Source organism: Nitrospirota bacterium (assembly GCA_030645475.1).
Lineage (GTDB): Bacteria > Nitrospirota > Nitrospiria > Nitrospirales > Nitrospiraceae > Palsa-1315.
Map to the genome: position 1 here is coordinate 46,934 of JAUSMA010000058.1, position 20,678 is coordinate 67,611.

Here is a 20,678-nt window from a genome sequence, read left to right on the forward strand (position 1 = left end):
CACTATAGAAACTTGTCTAAATCTTGTCAAGAAACGGCACCTAGGAAGCCCTGCCCAGCCGGGCATATTCTCGATAACTCCGCAGAACACGCTTCACATACTGCCGCGTCTCCTGATAGGGGATCAATTCAACGAATTCATCCTGACTTCGCCCACGGTGCAGCGCAATCCAATTTCCAACCGCGATCGGTCCGGCATTGTATGAGGCAATCGTATAGGCAACGTTCCCGGAAAACTGTTCGAGCAGTTGTTCGACGTAACGAACACCAAGGCGAATGTTCGTCTCTTGGTCAAAGAGGTCATCCCGTCCGACTGCGGGAAGTCCAAGTCGCTGGGCAACAGTATTTGCCGTACCCGGCATCACTTGCATCAAGCCGATCGCGCCAACCCGCGATACCGCCCGCCAATCGTACTGACTTTCCTCTCGTATGATCGCCGCCACCAGATAAGGATCGACGCCTTTGGCTCCCTGCCCCTTGATCGTAGGCAGAAGACCTGTCGGATAGGCCACCTGCCACAGCGATGGATCGACAGCGCCTCCAGTCCGCTCCAGCTTATCCCTGAACCGGGCCCGTGCGAGTCGGAGGGCATGGTGATAGGCACCTGCCTCGTTCAACAATGTCGATAGCACCATGAGAAGGTCAGGATCTCGACTATAGCGATCCGTCAATCCCGCCAATTCTCGCGCGGCATCCGAGTCCAGCCCCAACGTCTTCAGCTCGATGGCGCGTCGATAGGCAGGCTGCTGCTCGATTTCTGCCCTGGCAGACACCGAACGTGCGGCCTCACCACCTCCAGACCTGCCGCCGTCTACCGAAACGGCGGCCACGACTGATTCTGCGGCAGGAGAATCCGGCGACGGAATGTCGATCCGCTCGCGAGCCAGTTGGCAATAATAGGTATAGACGTATCGTTGGCAGAGCCTCACGTAGGCATCGCGAGCTTGAGGCTGCTGGCTCAGTTCAGCCGCCCGCCCCATCCAATAGAGCGCCTGCGGCTCGAAATCGCCGTCGTGCTGATCCACGAGCGCATGCAACTGGTCTGACGCCTCACGATAGCGCGCCATCCGGTAATACCCCCAGCCTACACGCCACTGCCCCTCGGCTCGCTGAGACGCCGGCTCGCCAGCCTTTGCCACCTGCCGATATCTCGCGATCGCGTCGTCGAAGCGGCCCTGATCTTCCAGCCAAATTCCGGCGAAGAGCGTGATCTGGCCTTTCTGCTCTGCGGATAACGACGCGGACATGGTCCGCGCAAGATCGAGCAATTTATCACCCAGGCCTTGGCGAAGATAGACGCGTGCGAGCCACACGGAGGCTTCGGACGATTCAGCCGCGCCATCTTTCACCAGCGCACGAAACGTCTCTCGGGCTTGGTCGTACTGCTTCAGCCGAACCTGTGCAATCCCAAGCTTCAGCTTCGCTTCGGTGCGAAGCGGCGACTGAGGATCAGCTGCAAGAAACTTTCGAAGCTCCTCGATCGCCTCGGCATGGAACGCTTGCCCAAGATACACCTGCGCCCGAGCGAGCCGCTCGTTCGACTGAACGACCCAAGGCTCGCCACCTAGATTCGACGCCAACAGCGCCTCCGCCTCTTTCGCTTCTCCACTGGCTGCAAACCGGGTCCACAACTGCGTAAGGGTTTCACGACCCTCGGCGATATTATTCTCTCGCAACTGACAAGCGCCTTGCCGGAGCAACGCCTGGGGAGTCTCCAATTCCTTCACGCTCATCGCCACTGCTTTAGAAATCCAGGCCGTCGCTTCGTGACAACTCGAGGCCTGATACCACGCTTCTCCGGCCCGATAGGCGGCCTTCACCAACAACGGCGAGTCCGATGCAGTCAGGGAAAGGGTTTCAAACATCGCTGCTGCGGGTTTGGCGTCTCCAAGATTCAGCAACGCCTCTCCGATCCATAGCCGGATATAGTCGTCCAACATCGGGACGTCTCGCTGTGCCGCGCGGAGAAACTGCATGGCTACGGCAGGATTTCGCTCAAGAAGCAGCACACCGGATAACAATCCTGCGCGCTTCGCCCAGATCGTGGCAGGGAACCGCTCCATCAGCTGCTGGAGCCGCTCAAGCTTCAGCAACACCACTTGTTCTTTGTTCAGGACCTTACCGAGCCGTTCCTTCGGCAGCGCGGCTGCGTGGAAGCATTCTTCTGCACCCTCACAGACTGCACCGTCACTCACTGCCGACTGAGAGACCGGACCGGCAAATGCCTGGCCCGAGGGCAGCGCAACCCCCCAGAGGCCAAGGCTCGCGACAAGGAATAGATTTCGTATAGTCAATTGATATGTACCGGTGCGCACGCGTGGCCCCCCTCGACTCCTATCATATATAACAGCGTCCTTATCCCCGTTGCCAGCAGAGCCATCTGAACCCTCTACCTTGTTCCACTTTTTAAGGCTATGGTAGGGTGCCATTATGCAGCATGAGAATCACGCCCTCCCATCGAGTCCCGCTCCGACCAATCTCTTGTCGCTGACAGAAGAAGGTCTCAGTCGGCTCCTGCAGCCATTCGGATGGCCCCGATACCGAACTGGTCAGATTCTCCGCTGGCTCTATCAACGACGCGCCCGCAGCATCACGCAGATGACCGATCTCTCCCAGAACGATCGAGAACAACTGGCCGAGGTCGCTACAATTTCGCGCACGCAAGACTGCACCGTGCTTGAATCGACCGACCATACGCGCAAGCTTCTACTCACATTGGACGATGCACTCCGCATCGAAACGGTGCTCATTCCCGACGAGGATCGACTCACGCTCTGCGTCTCGACCCAAGTGGGCTGCATGCTAGATTGTGGTTTCTGCCTAACCGGCACCATGGGACTGAAGCGAAACCTCAAGGCACATGAGATCGTCGATCAGGTGCTGACGTCTCAGGACCATTTGACCGGCACCGAACGCCTGACCAATCTCGTCTTCATGGGCATGGGGGAGCCCCTTGCCAATATCGACGCGCTCTCCACCGCCATCCATTGCCTCACGAACAAGTCATGGGGGCTTGGCTGGTCGCCGCGCCGCATTACCGTGTCGACGGCAGGACTCGCCGCACGGTTGAAGGATGTGGCCGCGCTCGGGGTGAATCTCGCCATCTCATTGAACGGCACGACGGAAGAGCAACGCCAGCAATTGATGCCGGCGGCCAGCCAAATCGCCTCGCTCAAGACCCTCATGGCCGCCTGCCGGCGCTATCCGCTCGCCCCAACCAGACGACTAACGTTTGAATATGTGTTGCTCGCCGGCGTGAACGACCGCGACGAGGACGCCCATCGCCTGGTGAAACTGCTCAAGGGTCTCCGCTGCAAGGTGAACCTGATTCCCTTTAATGAGTTTCCGGGCAATCCCTTCCGCCGGCCGACCGACCGGAACGTATTCGCATTTCAGGCGGTACTCACACATGGCGGCATTGACGCCTTCATCCGCAAGAGTCGCGGTCGTGATGTGCTGGGCGCCTGCGGTCAATTGGGCAATCTTTCACCCGAGTATGCAGGACGCGCCTTGACACAAATTGAACCCCGTTGCTAGCATGTGCTGTGCATTCCATCCAACTATGACCTGGCCCTATTCCCGACACATGATGCAACTATTCTGGCTGATCGCCGCGAGCAGTCTCCTCTTCGCCTTCACATCGCCCGCCATCGCCACGGAGCCTCGAGAGTTCATCCTCTCCAATGGGATGAAAGTCCTCTTAGTCGAAGTGCCCAAAGCTCCGGTTGCGACCGTCCAAGTCTGGTACAAAGTGGGCTCACGCAACGAAGTCATGGGCCGTGCGGGCCTCTCCCACATGCTGGAACATATGATGTTCAAGGGTACCGCCAAATACCCGAAAGGCACCTTCTCCCGTCTCATTCGCAAGAACGGCGGCATGGATAACGCCTTCACGAGCCAGGACTTCACCGCCTATTTCGAGAATCTCGCAGCCGACCGCGTCGAACTGGCCCTGGAGCTTGAGGCTGATCGCATGCAGGGGCTCGTACTCGAGATGAGCGAGTTGAAGACGGAGCGGGAGGTGGTGAAGGAAGAACGGCGTCTTCGCTCGGAGGACGATCCCCAAGGTGCACTCGTCGAAGCGCTCTTTGCCCAGGCCTATCTCAGCCATCCCTACCATTGGCCGGTCATCGGCTGGTTCGGCGATCTGGATGCGATGACCCTGGACGACCTGCAGCGGCATTACGATACCTACTACTCGCCCAACAATGCGACCCTCGTCGTGGTGGGCGACATCAAGGCCGACAACCTGTTCCCTATCATCAAGCAACTGTTCGAGCCGATTCCACGAGGGCCGGAACCCAAACCCATCGCCACGATGGAATCGGAGCAAAAAGGTGAACGCCGTTTTCTGCTCAAGCGAGATGCCCAAGTCCCCTTCGTCATGATGGGTTATCGCGTGCCGAATTTTACGAGCGAAGACTCCTATGCCCTCGACATTCTAGACTCGATTCTCTCGCATGGAAAAAGTTCACGCCTCTACCAGAGCCTCGTGTACGAACAGAAGTCGTCGTTGGCCGTCGGGGCGGAATACAGCCTGCTCCAGACCGATCCAGGCCTTTTCTATTTTTACGCCCTCGTGAGCCCTGGCCAGAAACCTGAGATCGTCGAAGAAGCCCTTCATCGGGAGATCAAACGCCTCCAGACCGATCCACCGACAGAACTGGAGCTCCAACGGGCCAAGAACCAGGTTGAAGCCACCCATGTCTTCGAACAGGACTCTAACTTCCGGCATGCCATGCTGCTGGGGCAAGCGGAGTCCGTCGGCGCCGGCTGGCGAAAGATCGACCAATTTGTGGAACGGATCCGGGCCGTGACGGCGAAAGACATCCAACGTGTCGCCCGCCAATACTTGACGGAAGATAATCGGACCGTCGGCACGTTGATTCCGGTGCCGCCCAAACAACCAGAGGCACCAGCCACCGCCGCACAACAGGGACGACCCTAAATGATGTCGATGATCAGACAATGGGCGACTGCGCTGTGGCGCCAGACAACCCTGGTTCTTGGGATGGGATGCTGCGCCATGCTCTGGGCATCGGGCGTCTCCGTCGCCGCCGAGATCGCCCCGACGAAGTTTGTGACCTCGAACGGGATCACCGTGCTGGTTCTGGAACAGCATTTTCTCCCCATCGTTGAGATCCATGCATTGATCAAAGCCGGCTCTGCGCAGGACCCTCCTGACAAAGCAGGACTCGCAAACCTCGTCGCCAGCCTCCTGGACGAAGGAACGACGACCCGGACGTCAAAACAGCAGGCAGAACAAATCGACTTTGTCGGAGGAGCGCTGGAAGCCAAGGCCGCTGAGGACTTCACTACCGCCTCCGCCCGCGTCCTCAAGAAAGACGTCGACCTCGGCTTTACCCTGCTCGCCGACATGCTGCAACATCCCGCGTTCCATAAACAGGAGTTCGAACGGATTCGCACCCAGCTCCTGGGCGAGATGGCCAGCGACAACGACGACCCGGGCCATATCGCCATGAAAGCCTTCAACCAGCTGGTCTTCCACGGACACCCCTATCGCTGGCCCGTCACCGGCACGGAAGAGACGCTCAGCAAGATCACTCTCGCCGACGTACAGAGCTTTTATGGACGGGAATATTCTCCTTCCCAAGTTATCGTAACCGTCGTGGGCGACATCACCCTTGAACAAGCCACGGCATTGGTCCAGACCCACTTGGGTGCCTGGAAAAAAGTGGCCGTAACGGCACGGAATACGAAGAAGGCATCCCCCGTCGAACGCAGAACGGTTCAACTCATCGAGAAGGACCTCTCCCAATCCACCATCGTACTTGGGCATGGAGGGCTTTCGCGCGCGCACCCGGACTTCTATTCTGTGACGGTCATGAATTACATCCTGGGAGCCGGTGGATTTTCCTCCCGCCTGATGGATTCGATTCGCGACAAGCAGGGGCTGGCCTATGGGATCATGAGCCACTTCGATGCCCGACTGATGCCCGGCTCGTTTTGGGTCAACCTTCAAACTAAAACAGAGACGACCAACCAAGCCATTACCGGGGTCTTGTCTGAAATCAAATCGATTCGTGACGCGCCGGTATCAGACCAGGAATTGGCTGAAGCCAAATCGTTCTTGGTCGGCAGCTTCCCACTCCGGCTCGATTCCACGGCAAAACTTGCGCAGGTGCTCGCCCAAGTGGAGTTCTACGGCCTGGGATTCGAATATTTTTCGGACTACCCGAAGTGGATAGAACGGGTCACGAAGGAAGACGTGCAGCGCGTCGCCAAACAATATTTGGACCCCAAGCGCTACGCCTTAGTCGTGGTGGGGAACCTCGCCAAAGCCAAAGTCAAAAACTAGTCGACCCTGCATCGACTCCAAAGGTCAGGCATCCATGGCGACCGAATCCCTCCAGGGCAAACTCGACAGACTCCGCCAGGTGATCTCGGACATGCAGTCCGTCCTGGTCGCTTACTCCGGCGGGATCGACAGCACCATCGTCCTGAAAATCGCCCATGAGCAGCTCGGCGCACGCGCACTGGGCATCACCGCCGTCTCACCGACATTTCCCGAGATCGAACTCAACGGTGCGAGGCAGATGGCCTCAGAGATTGGTGCTCGGCATGAGCTCGTCCATACCGATCAACTCGAGATTCCAGCCTTCGTACAGAACGATGCCGCCCGCTGCTTCCATTGTAAAACAGACCTCTATCAATTGATGGACGGACTGCGTGAACCACGTCAGAGCAAGTGGATTGTGGATGGAACGAATCTCGACGATCTCGGAGACGATCGGCCAGGCATCACCGCCGCACGCGAGTGGGGGGTGCGCAGCCCGCTGGTCGAGGCTTCCTTCTCAAAGGCGGATATACGGGCGCTCGCCAGGATCCTGGGACTCTCGAATTGGGATAAGCCGGCTGCAGCCTGCCTCTCTTCTAGAATCCCGCGCGGCATCCCGATCACGATCGACAAACTCCGCCGAGTAGAACAGGCTGAAGAGGTCTTACAGGCTGAGGGGTTTCGCCATGTGCGCGTACGAGAACATGGCGAGGTAGCGCGAATCGAAGTCGGCCAGGAGGAGTTCTCCAGGCTGAATCAATCGGACCTGCGAGCACGAATCAGCGACAGGCTCCGCCAGGCTGGATTCCGCTTCGTCTGTGTAGATTTGGATGGATACAGACCGGGCGGGACCAGCCTAGGCTGACCCCGCCTGATCCAAAAATTACCGCTGGTAGGATTTCGACAGGGCCTCAAGCGCCTCGTCTGCGAATTTCCGATGGTCGGCATCCGTCAAACTGCGCTGCACCACCTTCTCTGCCACCATCAAGGCCAAGTCCGTCGTTTGAGCCCGAATATCCTGAATCGCCTTACGGCGCTCATGATCGATCTCGCGCGTCGCATCACCCTTGATCCGCTCGGCTTCGGTCGTCAACCGCTGCTCATTTTCTTCCATAAGCCGCTGTGCCCGTTCTTTCGCGGCAGCGAGAATAGCTTCTGCTTCTTTCGCCGCGGTATTGAGCTTGGCCTCATACTCCTTGAGCTTCCGTTCGGCCTCTGACCGGTGACGCTCGGCTTGATCGAGACTGTCCTTAATTTTCTTTTCCCGCTCTTCCAGCACGCCCAAGATGCCGGGGAAGGCAAACTTGTAGAGCACGAAAAAGAGAATCCCAAACGACAGGACTTCCCAGAAAATCAGGGAAGAAAAAAAGTGAGATTCAAACTGCGGCATAGTTCAACCCAAGCACAAGGCGCGTGGCAAATGGCAAGAGGAACTCACGTCCTTTCCCCGGCCCATTGCCTCAAGCCTTTAGCCTGCTCCTATTTGCGAAGGCCCATGATGATGAACGCGATGACCAGGCCGTACAGCGCGATGGCTTCCACCAGCGCGAACCCGATCCACATATACTTTCCGACGCGGGCTTCCGCTTCCGGCTGGCGCGCCACCGCTTCGATCATCTTCCCGAAGATGTAGCCGATACCCACGCCGGCTCCGGCAAACCCTGCCGCCGCCAACCCCATGCCCAACAATGCTGCTGCTGCTGAATCCATTGTGTCCTACTCCTCCCTTGTCTGAACTAACACGCGCTAGTGCGCGTGCTCATCGTGGCCGTGTAAGTGGAATGCGTCTCCCAAATAGACGCAAGTCAACACGGTAAAAATATAGGCTTGAATGAACGCGATACCGACTTCCAACCCGTTCATCGCGATCGTAAACGCAAAGGGCAACCATCCGATCAATAACCCGCCACTGATGGCCAAGCCGAACAGAACCCCGAGAATCACGTGGCCAGCCGTCATATTTGCAAACAACCGAACGGCCAACGAAATGGGCCGCGCTAATTGACTGATCAACTCAATCGGAATCATCAACGGCAGCAACCAGGCCGGCGTGCCGGGCGGAACGAGAATGCCCAGAAACTTCACCCCGTGCAACAAAAATCCCATGACGAGACTGAGCCCATAGACCAGGCAGGCAAATACGGCAGTCACGACAATCTGACTCGTCACCGTGTAGCTGCCGGGGATCAATCCGATGAGATTACAGAAGAGAATGAAGAGGAAGAGGGTGGCGATGAGGGGAAAGAATCGCATGCCCTCTTTACCCATCGTATCCATGATGATGCCGCGGATAAAATCCACCATCATCTCCGCCATGCTCTGTAACTTGCCGGGTACCAGCTTGCGAGCGGATCCCGCCATGACCATGAGCACCGCCACCAGGGAGACAACCACCCACATGATGACCACGGCTTTATTGATGGAAATATCCAATCCGCCTAGCGAGATCGGTATCCAGTTGTGCAGCTCGAACGGATGAAGCGGACTTTCTTCCATAGCGCTTTCGTACTTTCCTATTACAACGTCGTTATGTCTTCGGCCACTGCTGCGCCGACCGGTACGCATTCCTGATCCCGGCCACGACGCCCAGCACGAGCCCCACGACCATTCCCCATGGGGTGGAACCGAAGAGGTAGGTATCAGCCACCCAACCCAACCCTCCCCCGACAATCAGCGACGCGAGCAGATCGGTTCCGATCCGGACCGCTTGGCCAAGCCCCGCGTACAATGGATCTTGTGAAGGGGGCATGTCGTACCCACGGAGGAGAGTTCGTTATGCGATTCATAACGCAAGGACTCTGCCGATGGCGGGCGCGCAATTCAAGCAGAATCATCCTAAATTTGTCAAGCCGACCCTGCGCTGTGACACAGCAGGGTCAGTCGGGTATAGTGGGTGTCGCGCGATTTGTAAAGCGATATATCGTCACCCATGACTCGTTTCTCCCAACCATCGTTCCTGATCGGTCCTCCGCAGCCCCTCATCCTCACGCTGGAGAACCACGGGAGGACAGCCTTCGATCTGTACAGGTTGATTGCATCGCCCTCACAGCCCTCATTTCTGCTCGATAGCGGAAAAGGAACAGTCAGCGGAAATCATTATTCCTTCCTGGGAAGCAATCCCTTCTCGGTGCTGACCGGCCGACAAGGGCAGGCCCACCTTCGAACCGGCGAGGGACACGAATGTGTATCGAACGACCCATTTGGCAGCCTTCGCCGACTGTTCGATGGCCCCCAGATCGCACCTCCTCCAGGGTTGCCCTCATTTTGGGGCGGAGCCGTCGGCTATTTTAGCTACGACCTGGTGCGCGACTTTGAAACGCTTCCCTCCATGGCCAACGACGATCTGCCCATCCCCTACCTACAGTTCGGTCTGTACGACCTCGTCACCGCAGTCGATCACCAGACTGCCCGTCTGCACATTATCTTCTGTCCGCCCATGGAACGGTTTTTAGGAGAATCCCGAGAGACGCTGTATCGCGAGGGCATAGACCGGCTGACCGAATGGGAAGTCAGATTGAGTGGACAGCCCGCTCCTTTCGCGAATCTCCCTGCACTCAATCAGATGGCCTTTCATCCGGACCAAACCAGGGACGACTACCTCGATCGAGTTCGACGCTGCCAAGAATATATTTCATCGGGAGATATTTACCAGGCCAACCTGTCGCATCGATTTACCCTGCAACCTCTCAGCACCTACAACGATGGCACCGATCGACAGGCCTACGAGCAGGAACTCTATCGACGGCTGCAAGCTGTGAACCCCTCGCCGTTCTCAGGGCTCCTACACTTCGACGACGTCACGCTGATCAGCTCCTCGCCCGAACGGCTGGTCCGTCTCCACAACCGGCAGGCAGACACGCGTCCGATTGCCGGAACCAGACCGCGTGGGCACGACGATCGTGACGATCAACGCCTCATTCACGAATTACTCGCGAATGAGAAGGAACGGGCGGAACATCTCATGCTCGTCGATCTTGAGCGAAACGATTTAGGACGCGTCTGCCAATTCGGCAGTGTACAGGTCGATGAATTCATGGCGATTGAGCAGTACTCCCATGTCAGCCACATCGTGTCCAACGTCAGCGGCACCTTGCGGGCTGACGCCACACCCTTCGATCTCATTCAAGCGCTGTTCCCTGGGGGTACGATCACAGGCGTGCCGAAGATCCGCTGCATGGAGATTATCGAGGAGCTGGAACCGGTACGCCGCGGCCCCTACACCGGCTCCTTCGGCTACATCGGCTGGAACGGCGATCTCGATCTGAACATCGTGATTCGAACTTTGGTATGGTGTGCAGGAAAGGGATACTTGCAGGTCGGCGCCGGGATTGTCGCCGATTCCGATCCGGCCAAAGAATACGAGGAAACAATTCAGAAGGCTCAGGCCTTTTTCACAGCATTGCAACGGACCTAAGCATGTGGATTTACCTGAACGATCGGTTCGTGACAGAACAGGAGGCCGTCGTCTCCGTCTTCGACCATGGCTTCCTCTACGGCGATGGCGTCTATGAGACGATTCGCTCCTACGGGAGCCGGATCTTCATGCGGGACCAACACCTGGCCCGGCTTCGCCGCTCAGCAGACGCGATCGGCCTGAGGATTCCGATACCTGAACACAAGTGGCCAGCGCTCCTCCACGAGGCCATGACGCGGAATGACGTCGGGCATGAACGCACCGATGCATACCTTCGCATCACCATTTCACGAGGGCCCGGTGACATCGGTCTCGATCCAGCCCTCTGCTCAACTCCCACCGTGGTCATCATGACAAAACCGCTTCACCCTCCCCATGCAGAACAATACCGAACCGGCGTGAGCCTGATCGTCGCCCAAACGAGGCGAAACTTGCCCAGCGCGCTTTCGCCCCAGATTAAAGCCACAAATTTTCTGAACAATATTTTGGCCAAACGGGAAGCCATCGCGGCCGGCGCCTTCGACAGTATTTTGCTCAATTGGGAGTCAAACTTGACGGAGTGCACCGTCAGCAATCTCTTTTTCGTCCGGGCAGGTCAGCTCTGCACCCCGGCACTCGACTGTGGCCTACTGGACGGCATTACGCGCGACATGTTGCTCGGCCTCGCACGTGAAGCCCAGATCCCCATTGACGAGGGACATTTTGGAATCGAAACGCTCACCCAGGCAGACGAGTGTTTTCTCACCAACACAACCATGGAGGTGATGCCAGTCACGACGGTGGACCGGCATCCGATTGGGAATGGAACCCCAGGACCTCTCACCCAACAACTCCACAGACAGTTTATTGCCACCCGAGCACGTTTTTTAGAACCATAGCCATTCGCCCCTCGCACAGACCCCGTTGTTTTCCTACATTATTTACGCTTCGCCTCCAGGCACAAGATCTGCACTTTCTTGACAGCCAGTAGCAGACTGATATCGTTGCAACCATGCACAACACATTTTCTCGACTCATAACATCTCTCGGACGCCACGCGGCTATTGGCCTCACCACGACGGCCATCGCGGGAATCGGCTCGCTGACCTGCTCCGTACCGGCTACAACGGCAGAAATTTATCAGTATGTCGGACGCGACGGCTCGATCTCGCTCACCAATGTCCCCTCCGATGCTCGCTACCGGAAAATTGAGATCGAATCCAAATCCAACCGCTTCCACGACATCTTGTCCGAACGAGAGCTCGAACCAGTCATCCGTCGCTACTCCTCACAACATCAACTCCATCCCGCGTTGATCCGAGCCGTCATCAAAGCCGAGTCGAATTTTGATCCACGGGCCGTGTCTCGTGCCGGGGCCATCGGCCTCATGCAACTAATGCCACAGACCGCCCTGCGCCTGGATGTGCGAGATATGTATGACCCTGATGATAATGTGGGCGGAGGGACGAAGTACTTACGCCAGTTGCTCGACCGATTTCATGGGAATCTACCGCTGGCCCTGGCGGCCTACAATGCAGGAGAACATGCCGTCGAACACTACCAGGCACTTCCCCCGTATGATGAAACCCGGCGATACGTCAGGAAGGTGCTCGGGTACTACCGCACATTTCTGGTGCGTGATGGTGTGATCATGGAACGTCCGGTCAGCCGATACGCCCCCGCAGAGACAATAGCAGCCCCCGCGACTTCTTCTGAAGAGTCTTCCCGCTGACTACTTCCCCGCTCGAGAGGCGACTGTGTTGCTGCCAACCAGCCCGCTTGGCCTCCGGACAATCTGACCGGTAATGAGCCCCGACGCTGTTCTCGCGCCACAGCGCCGCTTCTGCGACGCATTGCGCCACCTGCACCATGTTCTTGACTTCCAATGCGGCTCGGCTGGCAAACGGCTGAGCCACAAGTTGAGCCCATCGTGACAGTTGCGCACAGGCCCGGATGAGCGACTCGCCAGAGCGAATCACACCGACCTGTCCCCACATCGTTCGCCGCAATGAACTTCGCAGCTTTTCCGCATCATCCAATGTGCCAAATTGGCCCGCTCGAATCGCGGCCTCCTGAAACGAGAGTTTTGGAATATCATGTCTGCCTGCAAAGGCCACGGCTGCCGTGGCCGCGCGCGCTCCAAACACCAATCCTTCGAGCAAGGAATTACTCGCAAGACGATTCGCTCCATGCACACCGCTACAAGCCACCTCCCCGGCGGCGAAGAGCCCCGGAACCGTTGTCGCACCGTTCAGATCGGTCCAGACCCCGCCCATCATATAGTGGGCGCTGGGAGATACCGGGATCCATTCCTCCGTAATATCGATATCGTAGCGCAGACAGGTCGCATAGATCGTCGGGAAACGCCGCTTCACGAACTCTGCACCCAAGTGGGTGACATCAAGATAGACATGGCGCGCTTTCGTCGCGGCCATCTCCGCCAAGATCGCCCGCGATACGATATCTCTCGGCGCTAACGCCCCCATCGGGTGATAACGCTGCATGAACAGCGCCCCCTTATTATTACGCAGCTGCGCGCCCTCGCCGCGCATCGCTTCCGACAGCAAAAATGGCGGGCTCGACGGCAAATACAATGCAGTGGGATGGAATTGTACGAATTCCATATCCTGCAGCACCGCGCCAGCACGTAAAGCCATGGCCATGCCATCACCGGTGGCATTGGCAGGATTAGTCGTTCGCGCATAGATCTGCCCGGCCCCGCCGGTGGTTAACACAATCGCACGTGCCGGCAGCACAAACTGACGGCCAGACCCTTCATCCAACACCACTGCCCCGCAACAACGTCCGGCGTCGACCACGAGATCCACGGTAAAGTGATGGTCCAACCGCTGTATATGCTTCTGCCTATTCACCTCGGCAATCAACACGCGCACCATCTCATTCCCTGTCGCATCTCCCCGCGCACGCAGAATGCGGCTTCGGCTGTGAGCTGCTTCTCGAGCGAAGGCGAACTTCCCGCCCACTTTGTCGAACTTAGCCCCCCACCCGATCAACTCTTGAATCCGCGCAGGCCCTTCTTCGACGAGAACCCGCACCGCTTCTTTTCGGCAGAGCCCATGCCCTGCTTTGAGCGTGTCGGTCAAATGGATCGCCACATCGTCCTCTTCGCTCATCGCCACAGCCACCCCGCCCTGTGCATGAATCGAACTGCTCTGAAGCGGATGGCCTTTTGTCAGCACCATGACACGGCCGGAACGGCTGAGCTCCAATGCCGCGCGGAGACCGGCCACACCGCTCCCGATAACCAGGAAATCGGCCTCCACTGGCGCACGCGATCGACGAGATGTCATAGATTATTTCTTCTTGGGAGTATGAGTGGAATCGGTCGTAGCCTGTCGAGCTTTCATCCCGAAGGGAGAATCGCCTTGAACCCCGCGTAGCAGAACCGACTTCGTCCCGACCCACTGCAATCGCGTATGGCCTCGCTGCCGGAGGCCCGGATCGTCCGTATCTTTCTTCCACAGACCCTGCCAATGCACGAAGACATCGATGTCGTCCCCTTCAATCATGATGCGTTCGAGCGAGAAATCCAACGTCATGGCACTATACGTCTCGAAATCACCTCGAGCCTCTTCCTGCAACCGCTCGAGCTGTTCAAGCGGCATCATGACTGCAGCCAGTTCAGACGCATCTTTCTTCACATAGGCTTGGCGAAGCGATTCCACCGCCCGATCGATCAGGAGATACCGTTCGTGATCCTCCGGATATTGAATGGTCTTGCCGCTGCAGCCTATACCAACCAAGACGATCGAACCGATTAAGAGCAATACGGGGAGCAATGAAAATTTGTGTGGGTACATCATGCCTGCAGTATAGGAATGGGTATCAGGCAGGTCAAGCGGCCCCCACACTGCCTCCGCCGCGATCATGATCAATTAAATCCGCTCATGGCCTTGCAATTTGAGACGGAAACTTCTACACTCCCCCCTTCGCAGGAGAGAACGCATGTCCAGTGTTTTGAAAAAACGCCGTAAGAAAATGCGCAAGCACAAGTACAAGAAGCTTCGCCGGCGTCAAAAATTCGAACGTCGTAAGAGCTAGGCTCACCCGAGAACGGGGAGGAGGGGTCGGTGCCCGAAGGCAAGAAGGTTCGCATCCGCGTCCGGACTGTGAACTGTGTCTACGTTGGCGACTTCCTCATTCCTCCCATGAGACATCGTGTGTCCGATGCGATCAACGAAGAACAACGCCTCTTTATCAGCCTCACCGACGTGGTGATCGATGATAAGGATCGCTCGGAGTTCGTGGCCGTCAATAAAAACCTGATTGAGTCGATCGCTCAGCTGTAGCGATCGGTTCTACCAGGAACTTGAGACGCCACCTCTGCCGTTCTTTCATGAGTGATTCGCAGCTGCCCCTCTACAATCGTCCCTCAACATGTCCACCTTCTCACGATTTCTCCCGTTCCTGAAGCCCTATCTGTCCCGTATGGCGCTCGCAGGCCTGCTGGTCATGGTGGTCGCCGCGATCAATCTGGCCCTGCTACGGTTAGCCGGCACGTTATGGGACGTCATTACCGTCCAGCACGACCAGTCCAGAATGACGGAGCTGATCTCCCTCTTTCTCGGGCTCGTCCTCCTGCAAGGCCTCTGCTCGATGGGCCACAGTTATTTGACCGCCTGGATTTCCCAACGCATCGTCGCCAACTTCCGCCAACACCTCTTTAAACATCTGCATACCCTCTCCGTCAGCTTCTTTTCCCGTCGGCGTACCGGAGAACTCCTTTCACGACTCATGAACGACGTCACGGTCATCCAATCCGTCGTTACGGAAACGCCGATCGACAGCGCAAAACAGCTCGTGACCTTCATCGGAGGGATCACATTCTTACTGATAATGAACTGGCGGCTGTGCCTCTTGATCCTGGTTCTGCTTCCATTACTCGTCCTCGTGGCGAAATTTTTCGGGCGCAGACTGAAATCTCTCTCGACCTCGATTCAAGACCAGACCGCGGCCTTGAGTACCTTAATCGAAGAAGTGATCTCCGGCATTCGCATCGTGAAGTCTTTCGTGCAAACAGAACGAGAAGAAGCCAGATTTGCCACACAAGTCGAGCAGACCTTGTCGTTGACGATGCAACGGGCGAACATCATGGCGGTATTTGTGCCCGTCATCAGCCTCCTCACCTTCTCCGCCGCCGCTGCGGTCTTGTGGTACGGGGGGCTCCAAGTCATCGACGGAACCGTGTCGCCCGGCGATCTCTTCGCCTTCGTCCTCTTTGCCGGCATCCTGATCGGTCCGTTCAGTTCCGCCGCCCGCGTGTTCGCACAGATCCGGGAAGCGCAGGGCGCCACACAACGGGTATTCGAAATTCTGGACACCCATTCCGAAGTGAGCGACTCCCCCACGGCCACGTCGCTGTCCACCGTCTCGGGACATATCCGGGCGGAGCACATCGGCTTTGCCTACGACCCACGGCAACCGGTCTTAACGGATGTCTCATTCGAAGCCAAGCCGGGCGAACTCGTCGCCATCGTCGGTCCCACCGGCGCCGGAAAAACGACCGTGATGAACTTGCTCCACCGCTTCTACGATCCCACGGAAGGGCGCATCACGATCGACGGGCAGGATCTTCGCCAAGTCACCATGGATAGCTGGTATCGGCAGATCGCGCTGGTTCCGCAAGAAACGATCCTATTCGGCGGAACGATTCTCGATAATATTCGTTACGGAAACAGGGAGGCGACTGAAGAAGAAGTCGTCGCGGCGAGTCGTGCGGCCCATGCCCACGACTTCATCATGAATTTCCCGGATCAGTACCAGACCGTCGTGGGAGAAAAAGGCATCAACGTCTCAGGCGGGCAGCGGCAACGCATCGCCATCGCCAGGGCCATTGTGAAAAATCCACGGATCTTGTTGTTAGATGAGGCGACCTCCGCCCTCGACAGTGAATCGGAGAGGCTCGTCCAGGAAGCGCTTGAGCAACTCATGAAAGGCCGAACGACCTTTGTGATCGCCCATCGCTTGACGACCATCCAGCGGGCCGACCGCATCCTCGTGCTCAATAAGGGCCACCTCGTTGAAACCGGTACCCATGCCGAACTCATCGACCATAAAGGGCTTTACCAGTACCTCTACACCCTGCGCCTTACTGAGCTTCCTGCATAAACCTCAAACTTATATCCCGATCGTTTCGATCACCTGCATGTCTTCGTCCGTCAAGGTGAACTGTTCAGCTTGCAGGTCTTCTTTCATATGTTGCGGATTCGTGGTGCCGGTCAAGGGAAGCATCCCGACCTGCATCGCAAACCGAAAGACAACCTGGGCCAGCCCTGCCCCTAACCGTTGGGCGATCGCCCGAATGGCTGGTTCGGCAAAGATGCCCTGATTCGCGGTCAACAACGAAAATCCTTGATAGATGATGCCGTGGGCCCGGCAAATCTCCCGTACCGCTTTATCCCATCCGAGTGCGGCATAACAGCGGTTCTGCACCATCATCGGTTTCACGGCCGCCTCGGCACAGAGCTGAGTGAGTTGCTCCGCCGTGACATTGCTGATGCCGATCATTTTCGTTTTCCCCGACCGATAGAGCCCTTCGATGGCAGCCCAAACCTCACGGTCCGCCGCGCCCAAGCCCTGCCGCTGATAGGGCCCATGCAAGACATAGGAGTCGAGATAGTCGGTGTGTAGATGGGCCAACGAGCTGTCGAAAGACTGAATCACTTGAGTCGTGAGATCGGCCGAGGCATCGTAGGGAGTCCGATGATCCTGACCATTCGTCGAGGTAAACTTGGTCTGGAGAAAGAGACGGTCTCGAGGAACCCCTTGCTGCGCGAGGACCAGCAAGGCCTCTCCCACCAAAGCCTCCTGATAATGAATCAGTTGATTGGCTGTGTCGATGGCCGTGAAGCCAGCCGCCACGGCGACCTGCACCAATTGCGTCGTGGCCTCTTTTTTCCACGCGGTGCCATACATGAACGAAGGAACCGACACGTTATTATAGGTAGTCAAAGACATACGCGATTCTCCATGATGACCAGGCGCCTGATGCCTGCCAGATTGATGATTTCAAGCCGTCACGAAGAAGCGGGACGACGAGCTGTGATGAGATCCGACACCGGATACCCCAACTGCCGCGCCCGCTCTACCAGGCCACGATAGGTCGGCTCATCCAGCTGAGGGGTCCGGGACAGAATCCAGAGAAACTGACGATCTGGAGTCCCCACTATCGCAGTCCTATACTCCGCATCAAGATCCAGAATCCAATAGTTCCCGTCACGGGATGAACCAAACAGCCGTGCGAACCAGTTGTCGAATACCACCGTGAGTCGCGCATTCGTCTTGCCATCAACCACCGTCGCGACCCCCTCTGCCTGCTCGATCCCGCCGGTATCCGTCACACATTCATTATGCACACCGACTGCCCCATCCGGACGAATGGAATAGATCGCCTGAGAAGCGACGCAATGCCGCTGAAACCACATCGGAAGCCGCGCAATTTCATACCATGTGCCCGCATAGCGAGAGAGGTCCACTGACGCGACCGTCGGCAGATCACCGTTCACATTCACTCCCGTACAGGCCCCCAGCATGAGGAACAAGACCGTCATCGCGAGATGGTGTCTCGCAAAACTAGAACGGTTGGCGCGACAACCTAGGAAAAACGTCCTTATCGGCAGCAGCATCTCATGCACCATCACGTTCCCGTCTTTCATTTTTGCAGGGCCATCCCGCCAGCGATAAAGAATAGGAGCAAGAGGATCGGGATAAGAAATCAATGGCATGACGGAGACAAGGGGGAAAAGAGGAACACCGGAACATGTATCAAATCTTTTGAGCTTCCAGCGAGGTCGCGCCCTGGGAGACGACCGTCCAGCCGTCTCCCAGACACAAAGACTGAACTGACTTATCGTCGAGTGGCCTGATCACGGTTGCAGCTTTCTTCCGCCAACATCTTCTGACCTGCGCTGGCGTCCTTGGGGATACGAGCCTTACAAGCCTCTAACGTATCTTCCACAGATCCCGAAGATATGCGGTTGATGCCCTGAGGCGGGACATAGGCAGACCCGGCACTTGGCGATCCCGTCGTCCCCTCACTCGCACAACCGCCAATCATCACCCCCAAGAGGGCGATAAACCCAAATACGCTCACTGACCGATCTGCCATGGTGCGATCCCCCTTTGAATAAAGACCATTGAGCCAGAACTGGAGCGATCCTACTCCGGCTGCTGGAGAAGAACAAGCCTGGACTGGTGTCATCCTGCGGAAGGCTGCGAAAGAATGATCTTATGGTGTGAACATCGAATAGCGCACGCCACTGTATTATTATCGATGGTACCTGGCCCGACATACGATGGCGGCCGGACCCTGGATGGCTGAGCAGCCAGGATCCGGCCAGACTATTCATCGCTTCGTCACGCTCCCTCACTGCGGCGAAGCATTGACCTTCGTGCCTTCCTTCACCGGCGGGTCGATCGTGATATTCGGCCCCTGAACTTTGGGCAACAAACCCGCGCCGGGCTTCTCCAACAACCGTTGGTCATTTTGATTAATCGACAGACTCTGCTGGACATGGACATCGTCGAATGCCGCGGCTTGGGCCAACGATTTTTCACCCGTCGCATTGGTCTGCCCAGGATCGTTCGCGAGCGCCTGTCCGCTCACGGGATCGACCGCCTTGCCCATGGGATAGCCCGGATGCTTCGGCAGCATGGTCGGATTGGCCAGGGCCAGAGAAACCCCCAACAGCACGACGATGAACACGGCAAATATGGTGAGAGAGGTCTTCATGATGCAACCTCCTTGGTGAGAGAGGAAGAAACAGCAACGCCCTCGCAGTCGTTGGACCGGCGAGGGCGCAAGAACTCAGCAGGGAGAGAGAGGTGCGGAAGAGCGAACAACAACTGAAACGGCGACCCCGGTGCCATCATTCACCTCCGGGATAGCTTATAGCTTCACCCCCGATTGAAGCAGAGTCAAGTGGGCGGGAGTCGGCCCTGCAAGCGGCCGAGACCAGGGAACCGGAAATGCACGGGACCGCAAGTGGTCAGAAACCGAGCTCCTTCTCGAGATCGGCTTTCTTATCCTTGAACTTCTTCTGATCCGTTTCGCTCTGTTGCGTAATTGAGCTTTTCAGCTTTTCGCCTGACTTCTCCGCTGCACGCCCCGACGCGTCCATCTTCTTGTCGAGCTGTGCGGCCTTCTCCTTCGCCTTCACAGAGTCCGCAAAGTCGTAATACATCTTGGCGTTCATCTGGGTGAACATCGGGTCAGGCCGCGCCATGACGGTATCCCCTCGTTGCTCGGCCCTGACCTTGGACGGCTTGTCGCCGTTCGGCAAAAACCTCATCCAGTCCGCGGCCTTCCTCAAATTCACAAGCGAGCCCATGGCCGCTTTCGCGACCTCCGCTGCCCCACCGGACAGGCCCTGGGCATCCTTTTCCTCGGCCTTCATGAACCGGTCCGCGTTGACCGAAGCAATTTTCTCAAGCTCCTGACGATACACTGGAGGCAAGACATAGGGTTGTCGCTCGCCCGACTTGGGATCACGGGGACCATAGCGGCCATTGTCCACATTCCATGCAGCCTTGAATAGCGCCAGATCGTCCGGTTTGACCTGCGCGGCTTTCAGCATCACCCGGTTGGCCTCGTTGTATTCTCCCATGGCCTCAAAGTACCGGAAGGCCGACGTCCGCCCATCGGCCCGCACCGGCTCACTGGAATACAAGATCCCCTTCGCTTCGGCCGCCTTGGCCAAATCCCGACCGAGTTTCGGAAGGTTCACCTTGGCTCTGCCCATCGCATTCTTATCGTATCGGTCGATACAGTCGTTGCTCGCAAGAGCCTGATACGCCACAAACAGTTCAGCCGGTGGGCCCGATTTTTCAACTTTATTCAGGGCGGCAACCTGAGCCTTGGCAGCCTTCTCTTCGTCATCGCCCAAACAGATATCGTCCGCGCGGACGGAGGGAGCCGTCAGCGCGAGAAACAGCAACGCACCGCAGAACAGTCTGAGCATCATCATCG

At 57.3% G+C, this 20,678-nt stretch carries 22 protein-coding genes; 10 read left to right on the forward strand and 12 right to left on the reverse strand.

The window, feature by feature from the left end; genetic code table 11:
• Nucleotides 1-40 precede the first annotated feature (40 nt).
• Entirely contained in the window at nt 41-2,314 is a 2,274-nt protein-coding gene (locus tag Q7U76_10060; protein ID MDO8356720.1) for a transglycosylase SLT domain-containing protein, read from the reverse strand.
• A gap of 115 nt (nt 2,315-2,429) precedes the next feature.
• Between Q7U76_10060 and rlmN the strand changes: the two genes are divergently transcribed.
• Genes rlmN through larE form a run of 4 tightly spaced genes read left to right on the forward strand, consistent with a single transcriptional unit; the run spans nt 2,430 to nt 7,162 of the window.
• Nucleotides 2,430-3,536 carry a 23S rRNA (adenine(2503)-C(2))-methyltransferase RlmN gene (gene rlmN, locus Q7U76_10065; GenBank protein ID MDO8356721.1) on the forward strand — a complete coding sequence of 369 codons (1,107 nt, stop codon included), beginning with the start codon at nt 2,430-2,432 and terminating at the stop codon, nt 3,534-3,536.
• Between the two features lie 49 nt (nt 3,537-3,585).
• Nucleotides 3,586-4,947: a pitrilysin family protein gene (locus Q7U76_10070; GenBank protein MDO8356722.1), complete on the forward strand. Its 1,362-nt coding sequence runs from the start codon at nt 3,586-3,588 to the stop codon at nt 4,945-4,947.
• Nucleotides 4,948-6,318 carry a pitrilysin family protein gene (locus Q7U76_10075; protein ID MDO8356723.1) on the forward strand — a complete coding sequence of 457 codons (1,371 nt, stop codon included), beginning with the start codon at nt 4,948-4,950 and terminating at the stop codon, nt 6,316-6,318.
• Between the two features lie 34 nt (nt 6,319-6,352).
• Complete coding sequence (larE, locus tag Q7U76_10080) at nt 6,353-7,162, forward strand: ATP-dependent sacrificial sulfur transferase LarE (protein MDO8356724.1); 810 nt, start codon at nt 6,353-6,355, stop codon at nt 7,160-7,162.
• An 18-nt stretch (nt 7,163-7,180) separates the two neighbouring features.
• Here larE and atpF read toward each other — a convergent pair whose 3' ends face one another.
• From atpF to Q7U76_10100, 4 genes are all read right to left on the reverse strand, one after another.
• Nucleotides 7,181-7,687 carry a F0F1 ATP synthase subunit B gene (atpF, locus tag Q7U76_10085; protein MDO8356725.1) on the reverse strand — a complete coding sequence of 169 codons (507 nt, stop codon included), beginning with the start codon at nt 7,685-7,687 and terminating at the stop codon, nt 7,181-7,183.
• Nucleotides 7,688-7,776: 89 nt separating this feature from the next.
• Complete coding sequence (gene atpE, locus Q7U76_10090) at nt 7,777-8,007, reverse strand: ATP synthase F0 subunit C (protein ID MDO8356726.1); 231 nt, start codon at nt 8,005-8,007, stop codon at nt 7,777-7,779.
• A gap of 36 nt (nt 8,008-8,043) precedes the next feature.
• A complete protein-coding gene (locus Q7U76_10095) occupies nt 8,044-8,793 on the reverse strand; it encodes a F0F1 ATP synthase subunit A (GenBank protein MDO8356727.1) in 750 nt (249 codons plus the stop codon).
• A 31-nt stretch (nt 8,794-8,824) separates the two neighbouring features.
• Nucleotides 8,825-9,046: an AtpZ/AtpI family protein gene (locus tag Q7U76_10100; GenBank protein MDO8356728.1), complete on the reverse strand. Its 222-nt coding sequence runs from the start codon at nt 9,044-9,046 to the stop codon at nt 8,825-8,827.
• Between the two features lie 180 nt (nt 9,047-9,226).
• Between Q7U76_10100 and Q7U76_10105 the strand changes: the two genes are divergently transcribed.
• The 3 genes from Q7U76_10105 (at nt 9,227) to Q7U76_10115 (ending at nt 12,422) form a co-directional block, all read left to right on the forward strand.
• Complete coding sequence (locus tag Q7U76_10105; GenBank protein ID MDO8356729.1) at nt 9,227-10,711, forward strand: anthranilate synthase component I family protein; 1,485 nt, start codon at nt 9,227-9,229, stop codon at nt 10,709-10,711.
• A gap of 2 nt (nt 10,712-10,713) precedes the next feature.
• Complete coding sequence (locus Q7U76_10110; protein ID MDO8356730.1) at nt 10,714-11,589, forward strand: aminotransferase class IV; 876 nt, start codon at nt 10,714-10,716, stop codon at nt 11,587-11,589.
• A gap of 113 nt (nt 11,590-11,702) precedes the next feature.
• The gene (locus tag Q7U76_10115) at nt 11,703-12,422 is read left to right on the forward strand and encodes a lytic transglycosylase domain-containing protein (GenBank protein ID MDO8356731.1); all 720 of its coding nucleotides are present in this window, start codon (nt 11,703-11,705) and stop codon (nt 12,420-12,422) included.
• Here Q7U76_10115 and nadB read toward each other — a convergent pair.
• Together nadB and Q7U76_10125 are read right to left on the reverse strand one after the other, a co-directional pair.
• Nucleotides 12,355-14,001, reverse strand: a complete 1,647-nt coding sequence (gene nadB / locus Q7U76_10120; protein MDO8356732.1) for an L-aspartate oxidase — start codon at nt 13,999-14,001, stop codon at nt 12,355-12,357. The two genes, Q7U76_10115 and nadB, sit on opposite strands and share 68 nt — an antisense overlap.
• A 3-nt stretch (nt 14,002-14,004) precedes the next feature.
• Nucleotides 14,005-14,514: a hypothetical protein gene (locus Q7U76_10125; protein ID MDO8356733.1), complete on the reverse strand. Its 510-nt coding sequence runs from the start codon at nt 14,512-14,514 to the stop codon at nt 14,005-14,007.
• A gap of 142 nt (nt 14,515-14,656) precedes the next feature.
• On the opposite strand from Q7U76_10125, the gene Q7U76_10130 reads away from it, so the two are divergent.
• The 3 genes from Q7U76_10130 to Q7U76_10140 all read left to right on the forward strand — a co-directional run bounded on the left by Q7U76_10130 (nt 14,657) and on the right by Q7U76_10140 (nt 16,819).
• Complete coding sequence (locus tag Q7U76_10130; protein MDO8356734.1) at nt 14,657-14,752, forward strand: AURKAIP1/COX24 domain-containing protein; 96 nt, start codon at nt 14,657-14,659, stop codon at nt 14,750-14,752.
• Between the two features lie 29 nt (nt 14,753-14,781).
• The gene (locus Q7U76_10135; protein MDO8356735.1) at nt 14,782-15,000 is read left to right on the forward strand and encodes a hypothetical protein; all 219 of its coding nucleotides are present in this window, start codon (nt 14,782-14,784) and stop codon (nt 14,998-15,000) included.
• Nucleotides 15,001-15,088: 88 nt separating this feature from the next.
• On the forward strand, nt 15,089-16,819 hold the full coding sequence (locus Q7U76_10140; GenBank protein MDO8356736.1) for an ABC transporter ATP-binding protein: 1,731 nt from the start codon (nt 15,089-15,091) through the stop codon (nt 16,817-16,819).
• A 9-nt stretch (nt 16,820-16,828) separates the two neighbouring features.
• Here the strand turns inward: Q7U76_10140 and Q7U76_10145 are convergent, their stop codons facing one another.
• The 5 genes from Q7U76_10145 to Q7U76_10165 all read right to left on the reverse strand — a co-directional run bounded on the left by Q7U76_10145 (nt 16,829) and on the right by Q7U76_10165 (nt 20,676).
• Nucleotides 16,829-17,668 (reverse strand): aldo/keto reductase, encoded by an 840-nt coding sequence (locus Q7U76_10145; protein ID MDO8356737.1) that lies wholly within the window; start codon nt 17,666-17,668, stop codon nt 16,829-16,831.
• Between the two features lie 59 nt (nt 17,669-17,727).
• A complete protein-coding gene (locus Q7U76_10150; GenBank protein ID MDO8356738.1) occupies nt 17,728-18,261 on the reverse strand; it encodes a lipocalin family protein in 534 nt (177 codons plus the stop codon).
• A 296-nt stretch (nt 18,262-18,557) separates the two neighbouring features.
• Nucleotides 18,558-18,818, reverse strand: coding sequence for a hypothetical protein (locus Q7U76_10155; GenBank protein MDO8356739.1), 261 nt, complete (start codon nt 18,816-18,818; stop codon nt 18,558-18,560).
• A 258-nt stretch (nt 18,819-19,076) separates the two neighbouring features.
• On the reverse strand, nt 19,077-19,442 hold the full coding sequence (locus Q7U76_10160) for a hypothetical protein (GenBank protein ID MDO8356740.1): 366 nt from the start codon (nt 19,440-19,442) through the stop codon (nt 19,077-19,079).
• 256 nt (nt 19,443-19,698) lie between these two features.
• Nucleotides 19,699-20,676 (reverse strand): hypothetical protein, encoded by a 978-nt coding sequence (locus Q7U76_10165; GenBank protein MDO8356741.1) that lies wholly within the window; start codon nt 20,674-20,676, stop codon nt 19,699-19,701.
• Nucleotides 20,677-20,678: the final 2 nt, after the last annotated feature.

What these genes read in the sequence shown, in the direction of transcription:
- nadB (MDO8356732.1), bottom strand. Translation starts at nt 14,001, where the DNA reads ATGACATCTCGTCGATCGCGTGCGCCAGTGGAGGCCGATTTCCTGGTT.
- Q7U76_10105 (MDO8356729.1), top strand. Translation starts at nt 9,227, where the DNA reads ATGACTCGTTTCTCCCAACCATCGTTCCTGATCGGTCCTCCGCAGCCC.
- larE (MDO8356724.1), top strand. Translation starts at nt 6,353, where the DNA reads ATGGCGACCGAATCCCTCCAGGGCAAACTCGACAGACTCCGCCAGGTG.
- rlmN (MDO8356721.1), top strand. Translation starts at nt 2,430, where the DNA reads ATGCAGCATGAGAATCACGCCCTCCCATCGAGTCCCGCTCCGACCAAT.
- Q7U76_10075 (MDO8356723.1), top strand. Translation starts at nt 4,948, where the DNA reads ATGATGTCGATGATCAGACAATGGGCGACTGCGCTGTGGCGCCAGACA.
- Q7U76_10070 (MDO8356722.1), top strand. Translation starts at nt 3,586, where the DNA reads ATGATGCAACTATTCTGGCTGATCGCCGCGAGCAGTCTCCTCTTCGCC.
- Q7U76_10150 (MDO8356738.1), bottom strand. Translation starts at nt 18,261, where the DNA reads ATGACGGTCTTGTTCCTCATGCTGGGGGCCTGTACGGGAGTGAATGTG.
- Q7U76_10100 (MDO8356728.1), bottom strand. Translation starts at nt 9,046, where the DNA reads ATGCCCCCTTCACAAGATCCATTGTACGCGGGGCTTGGCCAAGCGGTC.
- Q7U76_10130 (MDO8356734.1), top strand. Translation starts at nt 14,657, where the DNA reads ATGTCCAGTGTTTTGAAAAAACGCCGTAAGAAAATGCGCAAGCACAAG.
- atpE (MDO8356726.1), bottom strand. Translation starts at nt 8,007, where the DNA reads ATGGATTCAGCAGCAGCAGCATTGTTGGGCATGGGGTTGGCGGCGGCA.
- Q7U76_10095 (MDO8356727.1), bottom strand. Translation starts at nt 8,793, where the DNA reads ATGGAAGAAAGTCCGCTTCATCCGTTCGAGCTGCACAACTGGATACCG.
- Q7U76_10160 (MDO8356740.1), bottom strand. Translation starts at nt 19,442, where the DNA reads ATGAAGACCTCTCTCACCATATTTGCCGTGTTCATCGTCGTGCTGTTG.
- atpF (MDO8356725.1), bottom strand. Translation starts at nt 7,687, where the DNA reads ATGCCGCAGTTTGAATCTCACTTTTTTTCTTCCCTGATTTTCTGGGAA.
- Q7U76_10165 (MDO8356741.1), bottom strand. Translation starts at nt 20,676, where the DNA reads ATGATGATGCTCAGACTGTTCTGCGGTGCGTTGCTGTTTCTCGCGCTG.
- Q7U76_10145 (MDO8356737.1), bottom strand. Translation starts at nt 17,668, where the DNA reads ATGTCTTTGACTACCTATAATAACGTGTCGGTTCCTTCGTTCATGTAT.
- Q7U76_10140 (MDO8356736.1), top strand. Translation starts at nt 15,089, where the DNA reads ATGTCCACCTTCTCACGATTTCTCCCGTTCCTGAAGCCCTATCTGTCC.
- Q7U76_10115 (MDO8356731.1), top strand. Translation starts at nt 11,703, where the DNA reads ATGCACAACACATTTTCTCGACTCATAACATCTCTCGGACGCCACGCG.
- Q7U76_10110 (MDO8356730.1), top strand. Translation starts at nt 10,714, where the DNA reads ATGTGGATTTACCTGAACGATCGGTTCGTGACAGAACAGGAGGCCGTC.
- Q7U76_10155 (MDO8356739.1), bottom strand. Translation starts at nt 18,818, where the DNA reads ATGGCAGATCGGTCAGTGAGCGTATTTGGGTTTATCGCCCTCTTGGGG.
- Q7U76_10125 (MDO8356733.1), bottom strand. Translation starts at nt 14,514, where the DNA reads ATGATGTACCCACACAAATTTTCATTGCTCCCCGTATTGCTCTTAATC.